Annotated in this window: 18 protein-coding genes; 11 read left to right on the top strand and 7 right to left on the bottom strand. The window is 33.3% G+C overall.

Translation table 11 applies throughout. The features are described 5' to 3' along the window. The 3 genes from Q4548_RS05320 to Q4548_RS05310 are packed head-to-tail and all read right to left on the bottom strand — an operon-like array spanning position 1 to position 2,178. The gene (locus tag Q4548_RS05320; protein WP_303452306.1) at positions 1–888 is read right to left on the bottom strand and encodes an alpha/beta hydrolase; all 888 of its coding nucleotides are present in this window, start codon (positions 886–888) and stop codon (positions 1–3) included. Then, complete coding sequence (locus Q4548_RS05315) at positions 878–1,462, bottom strand: cytochrome b/b6 domain-containing protein (protein WP_303452304.1); 585 nt, start codon at positions 1,460–1,462, stop codon at positions 878–880. The genes Q4548_RS05320 and Q4548_RS05315 overlap by 11 nt, the downstream gene beginning before the upstream one ends. A gap of 44 nt (positions 1,463–1,506) precedes the next feature. Next, positions 1,507–2,178: an NrtR DNA-binding winged helix domain-containing protein gene (locus Q4548_RS05310; RefSeq protein ID WP_303452302.1), complete on the bottom strand. Its 672-nt coding sequence runs from the start codon at positions 2,176–2,178 to the stop codon at positions 1,507–1,509. 201 nt (positions 2,179–2,379) lie between these two features. Here Q4548_RS05310 and Q4548_RS05305 point away from each other — a divergent pair, with 201 nt between their 5' ends. From Q4548_RS05305 to Q4548_RS05285, 5 genes are all read left to right on the top strand, one after another. Next, positions 2,380–3,864 (top strand): xylulokinase, encoded by a 1,485-nt coding sequence (locus tag Q4548_RS05305; RefSeq protein ID WP_303452300.1) that lies wholly within the window; start codon positions 2,380–2,382, stop codon positions 3,862–3,864. An 11-nt stretch (positions 3,865–3,875) separates the two neighbouring features. Then, positions 3,876–5,207, top strand: coding sequence for a xylose isomerase (xylA, locus tag Q4548_RS05300; RefSeq protein ID WP_303452283.1), 1,332 nt, complete (start codon positions 3,876–3,878; stop codon positions 5,205–5,207). Positions 5,208–5,211: 4 nt separating this feature from the next. Further along, complete coding sequence (locus Q4548_RS05295; protein WP_303452281.1) at positions 5,212–6,576, top strand: sugar porter family MFS transporter; 1,365 nt, start codon at positions 5,212–5,214, stop codon at positions 6,574–6,576. Positions 6,577–6,601: 25 nt separating this feature from the next. Beyond that, positions 6,602–7,252 carry a fructose-6-phosphate aldolase gene (fsa, locus tag Q4548_RS05290; protein WP_303452279.1) on the top strand — a complete coding sequence of 217 codons (651 nt, stop codon included), beginning with the start codon at positions 6,602–6,604 and terminating at the stop codon, positions 7,250–7,252. A 215-nt stretch (positions 7,253–7,467) separates the two neighbouring features. After that, a complete protein-coding gene (locus tag Q4548_RS05285; RefSeq protein WP_303452277.1) occupies positions 7,468–8,025 on the top strand; it encodes a DUF6515 family protein in 558 nt (185 codons plus the stop codon). 108 nt (positions 8,026–8,133) lie between these two features. On the opposite strand, the gene rlmF is transcribed toward Q4548_RS05285, so the two are convergent. Next, on the bottom strand, positions 8,134–8,979 hold the full coding sequence (gene rlmF, locus Q4548_RS05280) for a 23S rRNA (adenine(1618)-N(6))-methyltransferase RlmF (protein ID WP_303452275.1): 846 nt from the start codon (positions 8,977–8,979) through the stop codon (positions 8,134–8,136). A gap of 161 nt (positions 8,980–9,140) precedes the next feature. Between rlmF and Q4548_RS05275 the strand changes: the two genes are divergently transcribed. The 3 genes from Q4548_RS05275 (at position 9,141) to Q4548_RS05265 (ending at position 11,707) form a co-directional block, all read left to right on the top strand. Continuing rightward, a complete protein-coding gene (locus Q4548_RS05275; RefSeq protein WP_303452273.1) occupies positions 9,141–9,716 on the top strand; it encodes a YceI family protein in 576 nt (191 codons plus the stop codon). 5 nt (positions 9,717–9,721) lie between these two features. Next, positions 9,722–11,002, top strand: coding sequence for a hypothetical protein (locus Q4548_RS05270; protein WP_303452271.1), 1,281 nt, complete (start codon positions 9,722–9,724; stop codon positions 11,000–11,002). A 96-nt stretch (positions 11,003–11,098) separates the two neighbouring features. Continuing rightward, on the top strand, positions 11,099–11,707 hold the full coding sequence (locus Q4548_RS05265) for a hypothetical protein (RefSeq protein WP_303452269.1): 609 nt from the start codon (positions 11,099–11,101) through the stop codon (positions 11,705–11,707). On the opposite strand, the gene Q4548_RS05260 is transcribed toward Q4548_RS05265, so the two are convergent. Genes Q4548_RS05260 through Q4548_RS05250 form a run of 3 tightly spaced genes read right to left on the bottom strand, consistent with a single transcriptional unit; the run spans position 11,694 to position 15,320 of the window. Further along, entirely contained in the window at positions 11,694–12,512 is an 819-nt protein-coding gene (locus Q4548_RS05260; protein WP_303452267.1) for a DUF1853 family protein, read from the bottom strand. The genes Q4548_RS05265 and Q4548_RS05260 overlap by 14 nt on opposite strands. Positions 12,513–12,517: 5 nt before the next feature. Beyond that, entirely contained in the window at positions 12,518–13,204 is a 687-nt protein-coding gene (locus Q4548_RS05255) for a Sir2 family NAD-dependent protein deacetylase (RefSeq protein ID WP_303452265.1), read from the bottom strand. A 4-nt stretch (positions 13,205–13,208) separates the two neighbouring features. Continuing rightward, positions 13,209–15,320 (bottom strand): Tex family protein, encoded by a 2,112-nt coding sequence (locus Q4548_RS05250; protein ID WP_303452264.1) that lies wholly within the window; start codon positions 15,318–15,320, stop codon positions 13,209–13,211. 154 nt (positions 15,321–15,474) lie between these two features. On the opposite strand from Q4548_RS05250, the gene Q4548_RS05245 reads away from it, so the two are divergent. Genes Q4548_RS05245 through Q4548_RS05235 form a run of 3 tightly spaced genes read left to right on the top strand, consistent with a single transcriptional unit; the run spans position 15,475 to position 18,208 of the window. After that, positions 15,475–15,702 carry a PspC domain-containing protein gene (locus Q4548_RS05245; RefSeq protein WP_303452262.1) on the top strand — a complete coding sequence of 76 codons (228 nt, stop codon included), beginning with the start codon at positions 15,475–15,477 and terminating at the stop codon, positions 15,700–15,702. A gap of 6 nt (positions 15,703–15,708) precedes the next feature. After that, positions 15,709–16,701 carry a TrkA family potassium uptake protein gene (locus tag Q4548_RS05240; protein ID WP_303452260.1) on the top strand — a complete coding sequence of 331 codons (993 nt, stop codon included), beginning with the start codon at positions 15,709–15,711 and terminating at the stop codon, positions 16,699–16,701. Next, on the top strand, positions 16,694–18,208 hold the full coding sequence (locus Q4548_RS05235; RefSeq protein ID WP_303452258.1) for a sodium:alanine symporter family protein: 1,515 nt from the start codon (positions 16,694–16,696) through the stop codon (positions 18,206–18,208). Before Q4548_RS05240 ends, Q4548_RS05235 begins: the two co-directional genes overlap by 8 nt. The last annotated feature ends 9 nt before the right edge of the window (positions 18,209–18,217 follow it).

Below are 18,217 nucleotides of genomic sequence, written 5' to 3'. Positions count from 1 at the left end.
TTAATTATTTGTGGTTATCAATTTTTCATTTAGAGCCCATTCGTAAAAACGATCAATCCAAGTATCAGAAGGCAGCTCTTTTGTTTTTAATCCAAAACCGTGACCTCCTTTGGCATACATATGTAGCGCAACATTTAAGTCTGCTGCTTTCCAAGATTTGTATAGGTTTGTACTTTCCAAAGCCAGCTTTAAAGGATCATTAGAAGCGCAAACAATAAATAATGGCGGAGCATCTTTTTGAGGTTCTCTCACAGGATATTCAGTGAGCCAAGGATAAACAGGCACTAAAAAATCGGGTCTATTTATAGTGGTGTAATTGTAGGAAGCACCCACGGTAACAGCACCACCTGCAGAAAATCCCATCAATCCTATTTTGTTAGGTTTTATGTTGAGTTTGCTAGCATTTTCTCTAACGTAAGAAATAGCACTTAAAGCATCGGACACAGAATAAGGCATGGTTTTTTGAACATTTTCATGAAGCAAAGATCTATTTTCTTTACTTAGTTTTTGATATTCCTTAATTCCATCATCAGTATACGTTGGTACCAATCTATATTTTAAAATTACGGCTGTAATTCCTTTTTTTACCAACCAATCTGCAACCAAAGTTCCTTCATTATTCATACTCAAAGCATACAAACCACCTCCGGGAGCAATAATTACACAGGTTCCCGTGTTTATTTCTTGGTTAGGTGAAAAAATTTGAATGCTAGGTTTAGATACATTCGTTACAACCTCTGAATTCCAACGTTTGGAAAAAAACGCTTTTTCTTCACCAATCCATTTGATATTGTCTGCCTTTTGATGAGGTAGGTTTACAATAACTTGAGCGTTTGCAATACATACAAATAAGAACAAATGAAAAATTAAAAAAGCTTTATTTTTCATTTTCTTTGTTTCCGCTAATGATTCTTGATATGATTCCCTTATCTTTTTTAAATTCAGCCCACAACACACCTCCTAGATGTAAAGCAATATAGGCTAGTAGATAGTAAATAGACAATACGTGAATTTCTTCAGAAGTATGGTGTATAGATTTTGGTCCAAAAACAACTAACAAACCTGTTACTAGAGAAATAACAATACAGATATAAAAAAGGATGTATGTCCAGGCCTTAGAAGTATCGATAAAAGAATTTTCTTTGTCAAAAGGGTTTTGAAATTTCATTCTACCAAACAATGGCAACGAAAATCTAACGGCAAACAATCCCGTTAATACATAACCTAAATAAATGTGCCAATTCCACATAGGGCTTCTAATGGTTTTTGCTAATTTGATAGCTTGGTTGTGTGTCAAAGTAACATCGGTATTTGCTTTCAAATAGGTTTCAATAATTTCTGCAACATGATTTTTATTAAGCCATGTAGCTCTTAAAAAAATGGTGATTAGTAACAAAATCATCGAAAGGGCAATTGCCCAGTGCATGATTCTGTAAATGCTGGAGTAAGATTTAATTTTCATGAGATTTCTTTTGTATTTAATGGTTTGTGTTGTGAGGTGTCTTTTTAGAGTTTGAAATAAAATCCATCTTCTTTTAGTTTCTGATAAACATCTTCGTCAAAACGATATAAGATAGCAGGTTTGTGCGCTACATTTTCTTGTTTTTTTCCTGTATCAATCAACAATTTCATTTGATTGATTTTTGTTCTAAAGTTACGTTTATTCAATTCTACTTGTAAAATTGTTTCGTAAACATGTTGCAAATTTGTCAAACTAAATTCATTAGGAAGTAAGTTGAAGCCAACCGGCTCGTGTCTTACTCTTTGTTTGAGTCTTCTATGAGCAGACTGAATAATTTTATGATGATCAAAAGCCAATTCAGGTAATTTATCTATATCACACCATTCTAATTTCTCGGCAGTATATCCTGCTTGCGGAGAATATTTTTCAATATTGATAAGCGCAAAGTAGCTAATGGTAATGACTCTTTTTCCAGGGTATCTATCCGTTTCTCCAAAAGCCCTGATCTGTTCAAGATAAATATCTTCTAGGTTGGTAATTTTTTTTAATGTGTTTCTAGCGCTGTCATAAATACTAACATTAGCATCTAAAAAATCTCCAGGCAAAGCCATCAATCCTTTCTGAGGATCGTTTTTTCTTTTAATTAACAACACTTTTAAACTTTCATCTTTAAAACCAAAGATGACACAATCCACAGAGTTTTCTATCATATTCATAATTGTAAATGTAAATAAATGAAGATAGTTTAAAAAATAAACATAGTTTGTATTTGAAATTTAATTTCAACTCTATATATTTGCTTAGTTTGTTTTGTAAACTAAGATTTTTTAAGACATTAACTTCTTTTAAAAGAGTTAAATATAAAGGATTCAAAAGGTTTCAATTCAACAATATTCATGAAATTATAAAAATAAGATATGTTATCAATAGGGTATGATTTAGGAAGTTCGTCTATAAAAGCAGCTTTGATAGACAATAAAACCAAGCAAGTTTTGGCAAAAGCTCAGTATCCTGAAAAAGAAATGACCATTGATGCCCCTGAAGCAAATTGGGCAGAACAGGACCCGCAACTTTGGTGGGAATACATCCAGAAAGTAACGGAAATTCTTTTTGAAAAAAACTCGACAAAAAAAGAAGAGGTTGTGGCTATTGGTATTTCATATCAAATGCATGGTTTGGTTACGTTAAAAGCAAACGGAGAACCTGCAAGACCTGCTATTATTTGGTGCGATAGTAGAGCAGTAGAAGTAGGAAACAAAGCTTTTAAAGAAATAGGAGAAGATAAATGTTTGTCTAGTTTGTTAAACTCACCAGGGAACTTTACAGCATCTAAATTAAAATGGGTGCAGGAAAACGAACCTGAAGTTTATAAAACCATTGCCAAAATTATGTTGCCTGGAGATTACATAGCTTATAAATTGACAGGAACTTATACTACTACCAACTCAGGATTGTCCGAAGGGATTTTTTGGGATTTTAAGAAGGAGCAAATTAGCGATGAGGTGATGAATTATTTTGGGTTTGATGCTTCTTTGATGCCCGAAATTGTGCCTGTTTTTGCCAAACAAGCAACCATTAGTAAAGAGATGGCAGAAAAATTAGGTTTTAATGCCAATGCTGTAGTTTCTTATAGGTCAGGAGATCAACCCAATAATGCTTTTTCTTTGAATGTTTTGAAACCTGGAGAAATAGCTGCTACTGGAGGAACATCTGGAGTAGTGTACGGAGTGGTAGATCAGTTAAAATACGATTTTAAAAACAGAGTAAATACGTTTGCACACGTCAATCATACAGAAAAAGAAAGACGATTGGGAGTGTTGTTGTGTATTAATGGAACAGGAAGTGCTTATGCTTGGTTGCGAAATAATTTGGCTGCAGATCAGGATTATTTTGAATTGGAAACTTTGGCAAAAACCGTCGACGTAGGTGCAAATGATTTGTCCTTTTTACCTTTTGGAAACGGAGCAGAACGTATGTTGGAAAATAAAATTATTGGAGCACATTACCAAGGATTGCAGTTTAATAGACACAAATTGGCTCATTTGGTGAGAGCTTGTTTGGAGGGGATTGCTTTTTCTTTTGTGTATGGAATCAATTGTATGAAAGAGTTGGGGTTGACTCCAGAAGTTATGAAAGTAGGAAATGACAACATGTTTCAATCAGAAATATTTGCCACTACCATTGCTACATTAACAGGAGCAACTATTCAAGTAAAAGAAACAAATGGTGCTGTAGGTGCTGCTATTGGAGCAGGTTTTGGAGCAGGAGAAATTGAAGATTTAGAGGAGGCTTTTGTGAATGAAAACATCATCAAAACTTACAAAGCAGACAACGCAAACGAAACCTTGTATAGAAAAGCCTATGCAACTTGGTTGAAAACATTAGAATCAAAATTATCATAAAATAAAAAAAGATGTCAAAATTAACAGTAGGAAGTAAAGAGTACTTCAAAGGAATTGGAGAAATTAAGTTTGAAGGAAAGGATTCAAAAAATCCATTAGCATTTAAATATTACAATCCAGATCAGGTAGTAGCAGGAAAAACAATGAGAGAGCACTTTAAGTTTTCTATTGCTTACTGGCATACCTTCTGCGGACAAGGTTCTGATCCTTTTGGACCAGGAACACAAAACTTTGAGTGGGATAAAAATGCAGATCCAATACAAGCGGCAAAAGACAAAGCAGATGCTGCTTTTGAATTTATCACTAAAATGGGATTTGATTACTACTGTTTTCACGATTTTGATTTGGTACAAGAAGGAGCAACTTTTGAGGAGTCTGAAGCTCGTTTGAAAGAAATTGTTGCTTATTTAAAAGAAAAGCAAGCTAAAAGTGGAGTGAAATTGTTGTGGGGAACGGCAAATTGTTTTTCAAATCCTCGTTATATGAATGGAGCAGCAACCAACCCTAATTTTGATGTTGTAGCTAGAGCCGGTGCACAAATAAAATTGGCTTTGGATGCTACTATGGAGTTGAAGGGAGAAAACTACGTGTTCTGGGGAGGGCGTGAAGGTTACATGTCTTTATTAAACACAGATATGGGACGTGAATTGAATCACATGGGACAATTCTTAGGATTGGCAAAAGATTACGCTCGTGGAAAAGGGTTTAAAGGAAACTTTTTTATTGAGCCGAAACCAATGGAACCCACCAAACATCAGTATGATTTTGATGCAGCTACTGTAGTTGGTTTCTTAAACAAGCATGGTTTACAAGATGATTTTAAAATCAACTTAGAAGTAAATCACGCTACTTTGGCAAGCCATACAATGCAACATGAAATGGATGTGGCTGCACAAGCAGGTATGCTAGGTAGTATAGATGCCAATCGTGGAGATTATCAAAATGGATGGGACACAGATCAATTCCCAAACAACATTCAAGAAACGGCAGAAGCTATGTTGGTATTTTTACAAGCTGGTGGATTGCAAGGAGGAGGAGTTAATTTTGATGCAAAAATCAGAAGAAACTCTACGGATTTAGAAGATATTTTCTTAGCTCACATTGGTGGTGCAGATACGTTTGCTAGAGGTTTAATGGTTGCTGATAAAATTTTGCAAGAATCTAATTACAAATCCTTAAGAGAAAAACGTTACAGTTCTTTTGATGACGGAAAAGGAAAAGAGTTTGAAGAAGGGAAATTAACTTTTGAAGACTTGTATGCTATTGCAAAAGAAAATGGTGAATTAACAAGCATTAGTGGTAAACAAGAATTGTTTGAAAACATTGTAAATCAAAATATATAATAAGATGAAATCTAACAAAGCATATTTAGTAGGGGTTACATTGGTAGCCACACTTGGAGGTTTTTTGTTTGGGTATGACACAGGTGTTATCTCTGGAGCCGATAAATTGATTCAGTTGTATTTTACACTTTCTGCAACAGAAATTGGCTTTGTGGTTTCTAGTGCCTTATTAGGTTGTATGTTAGGTTCTACAGTTTCTGGAGTTTTATCCAAAAGATTTGGAAGAAAAAAATCGATGCTGTTTGCAGCCATTTTATTCTTTATTTCCGCTATGGGTTCAGCATTGCCAGAATCCGTAACGGAGTTGGTGATATACCGATTGTTAGGAGGAATAGGAGTTGGGTTGGCTTCTGCCATAGCTCCTGTATATATTGCAGAAATTGCACCTTCTAATATGAGAGGTAAGTTGGTTTCCATCAATCAATTGGCAATTGTAATGGGGTTTGTAGTGGTCTTTTTTGTGAATTATTTTATCAAAGATCCTGTAAATTTAGATTGGAACTTAAACACAGGATGGCGTTACATGTTTGGTTCTGAATGCATTCCTGCATTGTTATTTTTCTTGTTGTTGTTAATTGTTCCTTATAGCCCTCGCTGGTTGGTGATGAAAAACAGAAATGAAGAAGCATTGTCTATTATTACCAAGGTAAATGGAGCGGAAAGAGCTGCAGAAGAAATGATAGAAATTAAAGATTCTCTAAAAGGAGATGATGGAAAATCGTTTAGCTTTAAATATCCTAAAATAGGTTTGATTATTTTGATTGGAGTAGCCTTGTCATTCTTTCAACAAGTAACGGGGATCAATGCCATTATGTATTACGGACCTAGAATTTTTGAAAGTATGAATCTTCCTGGAGATGTTGCTTTAGTGAATCAGATTGTGGTAGGATTGGCGATGATGATTTTTACGATTATAGCTATTTTTACCGTAGAAAAATTAGGAAGAAAACCCTTGCTGATATGGGGAACAGTGGGAATGGGAGTTTGTATCATTCTGTTTGGAGTTTTGATGTACAACCAATATTCAGGGATTTTTGCCTTGGTAGTTTTGGTAGGTTATATTGCTTTCTTTTCTTTGTCGCAAGGACCAATTGTTTGGGTATATTTGTCAGAGTTGTTTCCGAACAAAGTAAGAGGAGCAGTAATGTCTATGGCTGTATTGGCTCAATGGACAGCAAATTATTTAGTTTCTCAGACTTTTCCAATGATGGCGGATGAATCAGGAACAATTTATCAAACCTTTCACGGAGGATTTCCGTTTTGGTTGTATGGAATTTTCTGTTTTATAGCGGTAGTATTTACATGGAAAATGGTGCCAGAAACCAAAGGAAAATCATTAGAACAAATAGAGACATATTGGTCAGAATAACATAAATAACTAAAATTATAAAAGAATGAAATTTTTTATCGACACAGCAAACTTGGATCAAATCAAGGAAGCTCAAGCATTGGGAGTTTTAGACGGTGTAACAACCAACCCATCTTTAATGGCTAAAGAAGGTATTTCTGGATCTGAAAACATTTTACAACACTATTGTGATATTTGCGATGCTGTTGACGGTGATGTAAGTGCTGAAGTTCTTTCTACTGTATTTGAAGAAATGGTAGAAGAAGGAGAGGCTTTGGCAGCGTTGAATCCTCAGATTGTGGTAAAATTACCAATGATCAAAGACGGAATTAAAGCTTGTAAATATTTTTCTAGCAAAGGAATTAAAACCAATGTAACCTTAGTGTTTTCTGTAGGACAAGCATTGTTGGCTGCAAAAGCTGGTGCAACGTACGTATCTCCATTTATTGGTCGTTTGGACGATATTTCTACTGATGGATTGCATTTGGTTGCTGAAATTAGAGAAGTATATGACAACTACGGTTTTGAAACTGAAATTTTAGCGGCATCTGTAAGACACACAATGCATATTGTAGATTGTGCTAAAATTGGTGCAGATGTAATGACAGGTCCTTTGTCTGCAATTGAAGGTTTGATGAGGCATCCTTTAACTGATAGTGGTTTGGCTACTTTTTTAGAAGCTGCTAAAAAAATGTAATAGTATAAAATTTACTAAAGTATTTAAAACTCTCTTTTTGCAATAGAAAGAGAGTTTTTTTGTGGTTTAGAATTTTTCGTATCTATTTTATAATGTCATTGGTCTATAAAAAAATAGGATTGGTATAGTTGATTTTATCAGAAGATGTCTTTCTGTATATTTTTGGTTTAAGAGTAAATGTAAACGGAATAGTAACTTCTTAAAAATCAACAAAAATGAAAACAATACTTAGAATAACAATGATGGTTCTGATGTTAATAGGAGGAACTTCAGAAGGATTTTCACAAAAAAAGACAAAGAAAACAGTAGTTGTACAAAATAGATCAATTTCTAGAGCAAAGGTTGTCTACAAAACTCCTAGAAAAAAAGTTGTCACAGTACGTAGTTTGCCAAAATCTACCATAGCTATAAAGCATAATGGAGCAACGGTACATTACGATCAAAATCATTTTTATAGAATGAATGGTGGTAGGTATATGCCTATAGTGCCAAGTATTGGTTTGCATATAAAAGCACTTCCTGTAGGTTACCGTGTAGTTATATTTAACGGAAGAAGGTATTACAATAGCAATGGGGTGTTTTTTGTGAAAATGAATAACGATTACGAAGTTGTAAATCCTGAAATAGGAACTATAACCTATGAGTTGCCATCTGATGCTGAAAAAGTATTGGTGGATGGGCAAACAATGTACGAATACAACAATGTGTTGTATGAAAAAATACAAGTTGATGGTACCAGAGCGTATGAAGTTATAGGATTTGTAGAAAATTAATCTACAACTATTAGCACTGTTTTATAAAGGTAGCCTTTAAAAAATATTTTAGTTTTTTGATAAATGTGTGAATGCTCTCTTTCTATAATGGAAAGGGAGTTTTTTGTATCAATACCTCCAAGCTACAAATCTACTTTTTTTATTTCCCTGTTCCATGTCTACAATTTTTACTTCAGCTGGCTGTGTTTTGTTAATGGCTCTTTTGATGTTTTTTAAATGTTCCTTTTGAGAAACTAAAGAAGTAAACCAACCTACTTGAGTTTTAAAATTAGCACTTTCTTCGGCCATTTTTTTTACAAAAGCTTCTTCACCTCCTTTGTACCACAATTCGTTAGATCGTCCTCCAAAGTTTAAGGTTTCATCAGTATCTATTTTTAAATTTTTTATTTTTCGTTTGTTTGTTTGATCAGCATCAAAAGAGTTTTTAAAAAAAGGAGGATTGCAAACCACCAAGTCAAAAAAATCATCGGGTTGAATAATGTGTTCTAAAATACTGTTTTTAAAAGGTTGATGCCTTAGGTTGATGGAGTTCAGAACAGGATTTTTGTCTGTCAAGGCTTGAGCATTTGTCAAAGATTCTTTATCTACTTCACTCGCAGTACAGCTCCAATTAAAATGACAAGTCCCTAAAATGGGATAAATCAAATTAGCACCTGTTCCAATATCTAAAAGTGAGACTTCTTTTTTGTCCGTTAACAAATCATTTGCGTGTAATAAATAATCCAAACGCCCTGGAATAGGAGGACAAAGATTGTTTTCTGGTATGTCCCAAAATTGCAATTGATAATATTGTTTTAACAAAGCTTTGTTCAGCTCTTTAACTGCTGTTTTGTCTGCAAACTTAATGGTTTTGTTTCCGTATTCATTCACAAATACATGTGGTTCTAGTTCGGAGTTTACCTTGGTAAGAATGTCAAGATTGTAGTCGGCTACAAAGGGATTGTTCGGATGCATAACATGTTTTAATCTGTATCAAATGTAATTAGAATAACGATTTATATAAACTTAGAAAACAAAGTTTGGATGTAATTTAGAATTATTTTAAATACAATGACTATTGTCATATTTCTAACATAGAATGAGTCATACATTTGGTCTTATAAAAACAATTAAATATGTGTAGAAAAAACAAAATTAGAATAGTAATGTCTTTGATGTTGAGTTTGTGCATAGGAGTTTATGGACAAGAATATAAAGGACAAAAAGAAGGGAGTTTTATTAAAGTTTTAGGAACCTCTACGTTGCATGATTGGGAAGAAAGTGCTGAAGATTTTTCTACCAAATTAACCTTAGCAAGTTCTGAAACTATAAAAATTAAAGCTTTAGAAGTAAGTGTGAAAGCAGAAAGTTTAGAGAGTGGAAAATCTACCATGAACAAGATTACCTACGAAGCTTTAAAGTCTGACAAAAACCCTAATATTTTGTTCTCTTTCATCAGTCAAGAAAATACAACTAAAGTAAAAGAAGGGGTTTGTGTTGTTTTAGTAAAGGGGAATTTAACTATAGCAGGAGTTAAAAACGAAATCACCTTAGAATTAGAAACTACTCAAAAAGAAGCAGAAGTTGTTTTAAAAGGAAAAAAGACAATTAAAATGACAGATTATGGAATGAAACCTCCAAAAGCAATGTTTGGAACCATAAAAACAGGAAATGAAATAACAATAGAATTTATAACAAATTATAAAAATTAAGAAGTATGAAAGCAATATTAAAAAACTCAATGTTGGCGACTACTATGTTGCTGGGAATTACAGTGTTTGGACAAGGAGGAGATAGGAGTTTGGACAATTTTAACGATGTAGGAAAAAAAGGAGTAAATGTTTTTGAAGCTCCTAAAACAGTAGATTACACTTTTGATGGTTTAAAAGTTAGAATAGGTGGAGCTTCTACCTTACAATTTCAGGGTGTAAATCATGAAAATTCTGGAGCGGTATCTATTGTAGATATTGGAGATAACTTTAACCTTGCAACAGCCAATTTAGATTTAGATGTGGCATTGGCAAAAGGGATGAGAATGCACTTAAGAACCTATTTGTCATCTCGTCACCATAACGAGCCTTATGTAAAAGGAGGATATTTACAAATAGATCAGCTTGATTTTATTCAAGAAGGGTTGTTTGAAGATGTAATGAAATATGTAACTATTAAAGTGGGTCATATGGAAAACAACTATGGGGATGCACATTTTAGAAGAACTGATAATGCATTTGCAACGCACAACCCATTTGTAGGGAATTTAATTATGGATGCTTTTACAACTGAAGTTGGAGCTGAGGTTTACTATAGAAATAATGGTTGGTTGGCAATGTTAGGAGCTACCAATGCAAAATTAAATCAATCTGTAGAAGATCCTGGAAAAACAAAAGCTTCTGTAATGGCTAAATTGGGATTTGACAAACAATTGAATGATGATTTAAGAATTAGATTAACAGGATCAGCATATCACAATAATAAAGTAGCTAATTCTTATTTGTATACAGGAGATAGATCTGGAGCAAGATATTATTCTGTATTGGATGAAGATGAAACTGCAACAGGAGGTATTAATAAAGCAGATTTTAGAACAGGTAGATACAATCCAAATTTAAAAAATGAGATTACAGCATTGATGTTTAACCCATTTTTAAAATATAAAGGATTTGAGTTTTTTGGAACCTTAGAAAGTTCTTCAGGAAAAATTTCAACAGAAGCAGATAATAGAGTTGCCAATCAATATGCAGGGGAATTGCTTTATAGATTTGGATCTAATGAAAGATATTACTTAGGAAGTAGATACAATAAAGTAGCTGCGGAAGATGCAACTTATGGAGATGTTGATATTGATAGAATTCAAGTTGTAGCAGGGATGTTCTTAACCAACAATATTTTAGCAAAATTGGAATATGTAAGTCAAAAATATGATGGATTTGGTTCTACTAGTGAATATGAAGAAGGTAAATTTAATGGTATAATGTTAGAAGCTGCTATTAGTTTCTAGAGGGGATAATTAATAAGTTTTATCTAAAATCACATCTTGATATTCTATAGATTTTAGAAATATTAAGGTGTGATTTTTTATTTAAATAGTTAAGACATGAAAAAAATAATCATTGCTTGTGCAATTCTTTCTTGTTTGAGTTTTAAACAAGAAAAAGTAATCAAAACAGTTTTAGGGGTACTTCCTGAAAGCGAGATTATAGTGTCAGGAAAGTCTAACGTAAACAGTTTTGATTGTGAATATCAGATTCATGATTTGTCAAAACCAATCACGGTTTCTTTTAAACAAACTAAAAACGATGAAAATAAAGATCAATTAGAATTTAAGAACGCTAAATTTTATCTGAAAAACAAGTGTTTTGATTGTGGGAATAAATTCATCAATAAGGATTTTCATAAAATGCTTCAAACAGATCAGTTTCCTCAAGTTTTAATTGAATTACTTTCTGTTTGTGTTGCAGAAGATGGTTGTAGCGCTTTGGCTACTATGGGCGTGAAAATTGCGGGAATTATACAAGAGTATAAGATTCCGATTAGTTTTTATTATGAAAATAACACTTATGAAGTAGGTGGAATTATCAATATGAATTTGGATGATTTTAATATCAAATCTCCTAAAAAGGTATTGGGTTTGATTAAAGTTGATAATCAGGTAAATGTGAATTTAGATTTAAAATTAAAAGAGTTAACTATTACCAAAAAGTAATAAAAAAACGTTTGTAAATTTCTCCTCTTTTCATCCAAACTAACGGACTGTGATTTACTTTAATTTGTTCTAGAATAATGGGTTTTGCATCTGTAAAAGAAATCCATTCAGTATGGTGTTTAGGATCAATCAACCAGTCTTGTTTTACAGGAATGTGATAGGTGGCTAAAGCAAACAAAGAATCAATCTCTGTGTAACTTATATAAAATCCTTGAATACAATCGTTATTCACATGTGGAAACGTGTGATTCTTTAAGTTGAATGGAACATACAATTGCCCTTTTAGATGTATAGATTGTTGAATGTTGCGAGTATCAATTCCTTTTTCTTGTAATATTTCCTGTGTTTTGGAATGATGTAACATAGGAAACTGTTTTTCTGTTAGTTTTTGAAGTTTTTGTGTTAAGGAATCTTTTAAGTTAGGACCTACCCATTTGTCTATTTCGTAAGGAATGTCTGTCTTGTACAGATAAAACTTATAAGCAAGTTCTATGTGATGAATCTCTTTTTCTGGAGTTTCTACTATAAAATCGATTTCTCCAATAGTTTGATGTTTGTCTATTTGAATTTGAACATTATGAGTAAGAGACCTAAAATCAGCTTGAGTTTCTAAGTTTATTTGATAAAAGACTTCTACCAATTTTCCTAATCTATGATGTTTCTCTGTATCAATAGTTGTTAAGTCTACATTTTCTGTAAAAGGAATTTCAATGTGTGGGTACTCATAAAAAGTAGCTTCTTTCCATAAGTTGGGAGTATTACACAATCCTTTGTATTGAAAAGTCAAACGTTTTAAAGAACTCATTTAAGCTAGATGTTTTTCAAATGAGTTTCTAAAATTTTTACACCCTCTACAGCAGAAGTTTTAATACAAGTGTAATGATTTGGAATGTTAATTTCATCAACCTTTGGGTCTATTATAAAGACAGGACAGTTTGAAGGTACATTGTAAATCAATCCTGCAGCAGGGTAGACTTGTAAACTGGTTCCAATAATTACAAAAATATCGGCAGTTTCACAAATGGCAGCAGCTTTGTCTAGCATTGGAACTTCTTCTCCAAACCAAACAATATTAGGTCTTAACTGATGTCCTTTAGGACAAAAATCCCCAAGCTGAATTTGTTTTTTTGCAATGTCAATTACATGATTAGAATCTCCTTCACTTTTGGCTTCGGATAATTTTCCATGCAAATGAATTACTTGTTTGCTTCCTGCTCGTTCGTGTAAATCATCAACGTTCTGAGTAATAATTTGTACGTTGTATTTTTCTTGTAAATCACTTAAATACAAATGGGCAGCATTGGGTAGTACGGTTTCAGCTTGTTTTCTACGTTGATTGTAGAACTCTAAAATCAAAGCAGGATTTTTATACCAACCACTAATAGAAGCTACTTCCATCACATCGTGGTTTTCCCACAAACCATTACTATCTCTAAAGGTTTTAATTCCGCTTTCGGCACTAATTCCTGCTCCTGTTAAAATAACTACGTTTTTCATCAAATTAAAATTTCATGGTCAACCCAATACGTTTGTTGTCTAAATCCAACTGAATTATTTTTACGTTTACAATCTGATTCAAATGTAAAACATCGTTGGGTGATGATATAAAGGTATCGCTTATTTGCGAAATATGGATCAGTCCATTTTCTTTAATTCCCAAATCTACAAAAGCACCAAAATTGGTAATGTTGCTCACTTGTCCCTTTAAAATCATCCCTTCATACAGGTGATTGATACTTGTAATGTTTTGGTCAAAAGTCAATTGATCTTCTTGATTTCTTGGATCTTGATTGGGTTTTGCCAATTCGTTTAACAAATCCGTCAAAGTCATTTTTCCTAATTTTTGCTGTAAAGAAACATCGTCTATTAAGGATAAAATGGTGGAATTTCCTATTAATTCTTTTGTAGAGATGTTTAACGTTTTAGCAATTTGTGATACTTCGTCATATAGCTCTGGGTGTACTCCTGTGTTGTCTAAAGGCTGTTCACCTTCTAAGCGTAAAAAACCAGCACACTGTTCAAAAGCTTTGTCTCCCAGTCTCGGAACTTTTTTCAGTTGTTTTAGGTTGGTGAATTTTCCATTTTTAGTTCGGTAATCTACAATGTTTTTTGCCAAGCTAGGGCCAATTCCAGAAATGTACTGCAACAAGTATTTACTTGCGGTGTTTAGTTGTACACCAATTTTATTCACACATTTTTCTACTATATGATCTAATTCTGTTTTTAACAAAGTCTGATCTACATCGTGTTGGTATTGACCTACTCCCATAGACTTAGGGTCAATTTTAACCAATTCAGCCAAAGGATCTACCAAACGCCTACCAATACTCACGGCACCACGTACAGTAATGTCATGATTCGGAAATTCTTCTCTTCCTATTTCTGAGGCAGAATAGATAGAAGCACCATCTTCATTAACCAAATAGATGTCTAGTTTCCTATCAAAAGGAATTGATTTTATTAGAATTTCAGTATCTCTTCCTGCGGTTCCGTTTCCAATAGCAATGGCTTCTATGTTGTGTTTTTGAACCAGTTGAATGAGTGTGTCTACCGTTTTGTTTTTTTGTTGCTGTGGAGGATGCGGATAAATAATGGTATCTGTAAGCAAGTCTCCTTGTGCATTTAGACAAACCACTTTGCAACCGGTTTTGTAACCAGGATCTATGGCTAAAATTCTTTTTTTACCAATTGGAGTAGCTAATAACAGTTGTTCTAAATTTTTTGAAAAAACCTGAACAGCATCTTTATCAGCTTTTAGTTTCAATTCTTTAATGAATTCTTTCTCCAAAGCAGGTTTTAAGTTTTTGCTATAAGCGGTTTGTACTACTTGTTTGATGAGTTGACTAGCTGCATTATTTCCTTTTACAAAATTTCGTTCCAACTGTGCTACGGCTGTTGTTTTGTCTATAGCAATTCCAGAGCTTAAAAAACCTTCATCTGTAGCTCTTAAAATAGCCAGAACTCTATGAGAAGGTACTTTGGTTGCTTTTTGTTCAAAATCAAAATAAGTTTTGTAAATCTTTGCTTCTTCCTCTTTTCCTTTTTTAAGTTTACTAAACAACATTCCCTCTCTGTTGTACAGTCGTCTTAGTTGTGTTCTTGAGTAACTATGTTCAGCAATCCATTCATTAATAATGTCCAATGCTCCATCAATAGCCTCTTCCTCAGTTTTAACAACACCTTTAACAAATCTACCCGCGCTGATAGTACCGTTGTTTTGAGACATAATAATTTTTGCCAAAGGTTCTAATCCAAGTTCTTTGGCAGTACTTGCTTTGGTTTTTCGCTTGGTTTTGTACGGTAAAAACAAATCTTCCAATTCTTTTTTGTCCCAGCAATTTTCTATTTTCTGATGTAACCCTTCGTTGTTAACGTTTTGACTAGATAAGGTTTCTAAAATATAAGCCTTTCTTTTCACAAGTTCATCTATAAGTTGGGTCTGTTTGTGAATGGTGAAAATTTCATGATCCTCCAAGCCACCTGTTAGGTCTTTACGATAACGAGCTATAAAAGGAATGGTAGCTCCTTCTTTTAATAAGGTTAATACGGTGTTTACTTGTTTTGGATTTATGTTTGTTGAGCGGGCTATTTGCTGCGAGTTGTCTAAATGCATTTTGAATAACTGTTTTTTAAGGGATGTAAATATAGTTTTTAAGAGTTTTTCTACATAATTATTATGCTAGTTTTGACCTTCGGTAGATAAAAAGAAATCAAGAACAATAAAGTAAAGTCATTTTAGTATCTTGCGATATATTGATATTTTTAGGATGAATTGGATTGACAAAATTCGTTATTTTTTTGAAAGACATGGTTTTGATGTTTCCTCAAGATTGGCAGATCGTTTGGGAATAAGAACTGTAAATGTAAGATTGTTTTTTATATACATCTCATTTGTAACCTTTGGTGTCACGTTTGGGATTTATTTGACATTGGCATTTGTGTTAAAACTAAAAGATATGATTCGTACCAAAAGAACATCTGTATTTGATTTGTAGAGATCTATGTTTAACAAGATATACAAAGGATTATTTTTATTTGCTGTTGTTCTGCTCATTGGAACATTGGGTTTCTTTACGGCTTTTGACTATTCTTGGTTAGATGCTTTTTATATGACCATTATTACCACAACTACTGTTGGTTTTGGAGAAGTTAGACCTTTAGATGATTGGGGTAAAATTTTTACAATTGTTTTGCTCTTAATGAGTGTAGGTGTATATGGTTATTTGGTTACAGTTATTTCAGATTTTTTTTCAAACAATGTACTTATGGAAGCTTTTCGTATTAAAAAGGAATTAAAAGAAATTGCCAAACTAGAAAAACATACCATTATTTGTGGATTCGGACGAAATGGAAGACAGTCTTATGAAAAATTAAAAAAGTTCAAAAAGACTTGTGTTGTGATTGAGCAAGATGATAATTTTATAGAAAATCCTATATATGAGGAGATTCAATTTGTCAAAGGAGATGCTACCAATGACGATGTGTTGAGAAATGCGGGAATTGAAAAAGCTGCAAATCTAATCACCGCATTACCTTCGGATGCAAACAATTTATATGTAGTATTGTCAGCAAGACAGATCAACGGAAAATTGAACATTGTTAGTAGAGCAAATGACGAAAATGCAACAAAAAAGTTAAAAATAGCGGGTGCAGATCACGTTATTATGCCAGACAAACTAGGAGGAGAACATATGGCCTCTTTGTTAGTAACTCCAGATTTGGTTGAGTTTGTCAACCGTATCAATATGGAAGGTGATTCTAATGCCAATTTGGAAGAAATAGGTGTAGATGAATTGCCAAAAGAATACATGATGAAATCTATTCAAGATTTAGACGTTCGTAGAAATTCAGGATGCAACGTTATTGGTTTTATAACGGAGAAGGATGAATACATTGTAAATCCCTCTTCAAAAATGATTTTAAAGCCACATTGTAAGTTAATCGTTTTAGGAAGGCCTGAACAAATTGAAAAATTTAAAGAAGTTTATGAGTAAAAAAGTCAAACAATTTTTAAGTGCTTTGGTATTAATAATTCCAACATTTACATTTGCAAACGGTGGGATTGATGAAAAAATAAATAGCGTTTTTGAACCTTTGGTAGAGGTTTTAGCAACTATATTCTTTTTCAAACCTTTTGGTTTTTTAGGTTTTGAAATGCCTATGATCGTGATGTGGTTAATTATAGGAGCTGTTTTTTTTACCATCTATTTAAGATTTGTCAATCTAAGAAAAGCCAAGCATGCTATAGAATTGATCAAAGGAGATTTTGATGATCCCGATGACAAAGGAGAAGTTTCTCACTTTCAGGCATTGGTAACTGCTTTGTCTGGAACCGTAGGTTTAGGAAATATAGCAGGGGTAGCCGTTGCAATAGCAACCGGTGGAGCTGGAGCTACTTTTTGGATGGTTTTTGCTGGTTTTTTCGGAATGTCTGCCAAATATGTAGGGTGTACTTTAGGAGTAAAATATCGTGAAATTAATGAAGAAGGAGAAGTTTCAGGTGGTCCCATGTATTACTTGTCTAAAGGTTTAGAAAAGCAAGGAAAAGGTGTTTTAGGAAAAATATTAGCAGTAGTTTTTGCCATTCTATGTGTAGGAGGTTCTTTTGGAGGTGGAAACATGTTTCAATCTAACCAATCATATGCTCAATTAAGCAATGTGTTTCCTGTGTTTGAAGGATATGGTTTTGCTTACGGTATAGTAATAGCTATATTGGTGGGAGTGGTAATTATTGGAGGAATTAAATCTATAGCAAAAGTAACAGATAAAATAGTTCCAGTAATGGTTGGAGTATATGTTTTGGCTTGTTTGATTATTATATTTGTAAACTTTTCTAATTTAGGACATGCGGTTTCTTTAATTTTAGAAGGTGCTTTTACAGGTAAAGGAATTCAAGGTGGTATAATAGGAGTGTTGGTTATTGGAGTTCAGAGAGCTGCCTTTTCGAACGAAGCTGGTGTAGGATCTGCAACTATTGCACATGCAGCAGTTAAAACAGACGAACCCATTACAGAAGGTGTTGTGGCAATGTTAGGGCCATTTATTGATACGATTGTAATTTGTACCATGACGGCTTTGGTTTTGATTTTTACTGGATTTGCTGAAGACACAACAGGTTTGACGGGAGCTGAATTGACTTCTGCTGCTTTTAGTAGTTTGTTTCCTTGGTTTAGATACGTATTATTGGTGGCTATTGTTTTGTTTGCATTCTCTACCATGATTTCTTGGTCTTATTATGGATTAAAAGCATTTACTTTTCTGTTTAAGAGATTTATAGGAGAAAAAACATCAGAAATTATATACAAAGTTATGTTCTTGTTTTTTGTAGTCGTAGGTTCTTCTTCAAGTTTAGGTGCTGTAATGGATTTTTCGGATATGATGATTTTAGGGATGGCTCTACCAAATGTATTAGGATTATATTTCTTAGTTAGAGAAGTAAAAGACGATACTGTAGATTACTTTAAAAGAGTTGCCTCTGGAAAAATAAAGAAATTCAAATAAAATTACGAT

This window comes from Wenyingzhuangia sp. 2_MG-2023 (assembly GCF_030548295.1).
Lineage (GTDB): Bacteria > Bacteroidota > Bacteroidia > Flavobacteriales > Flavobacteriaceae > Wenyingzhuangia.
Note: the sequence above shows the minus strand (reverse complement) of the source record. Positions and strands in the feature narration are given on the sequence as shown.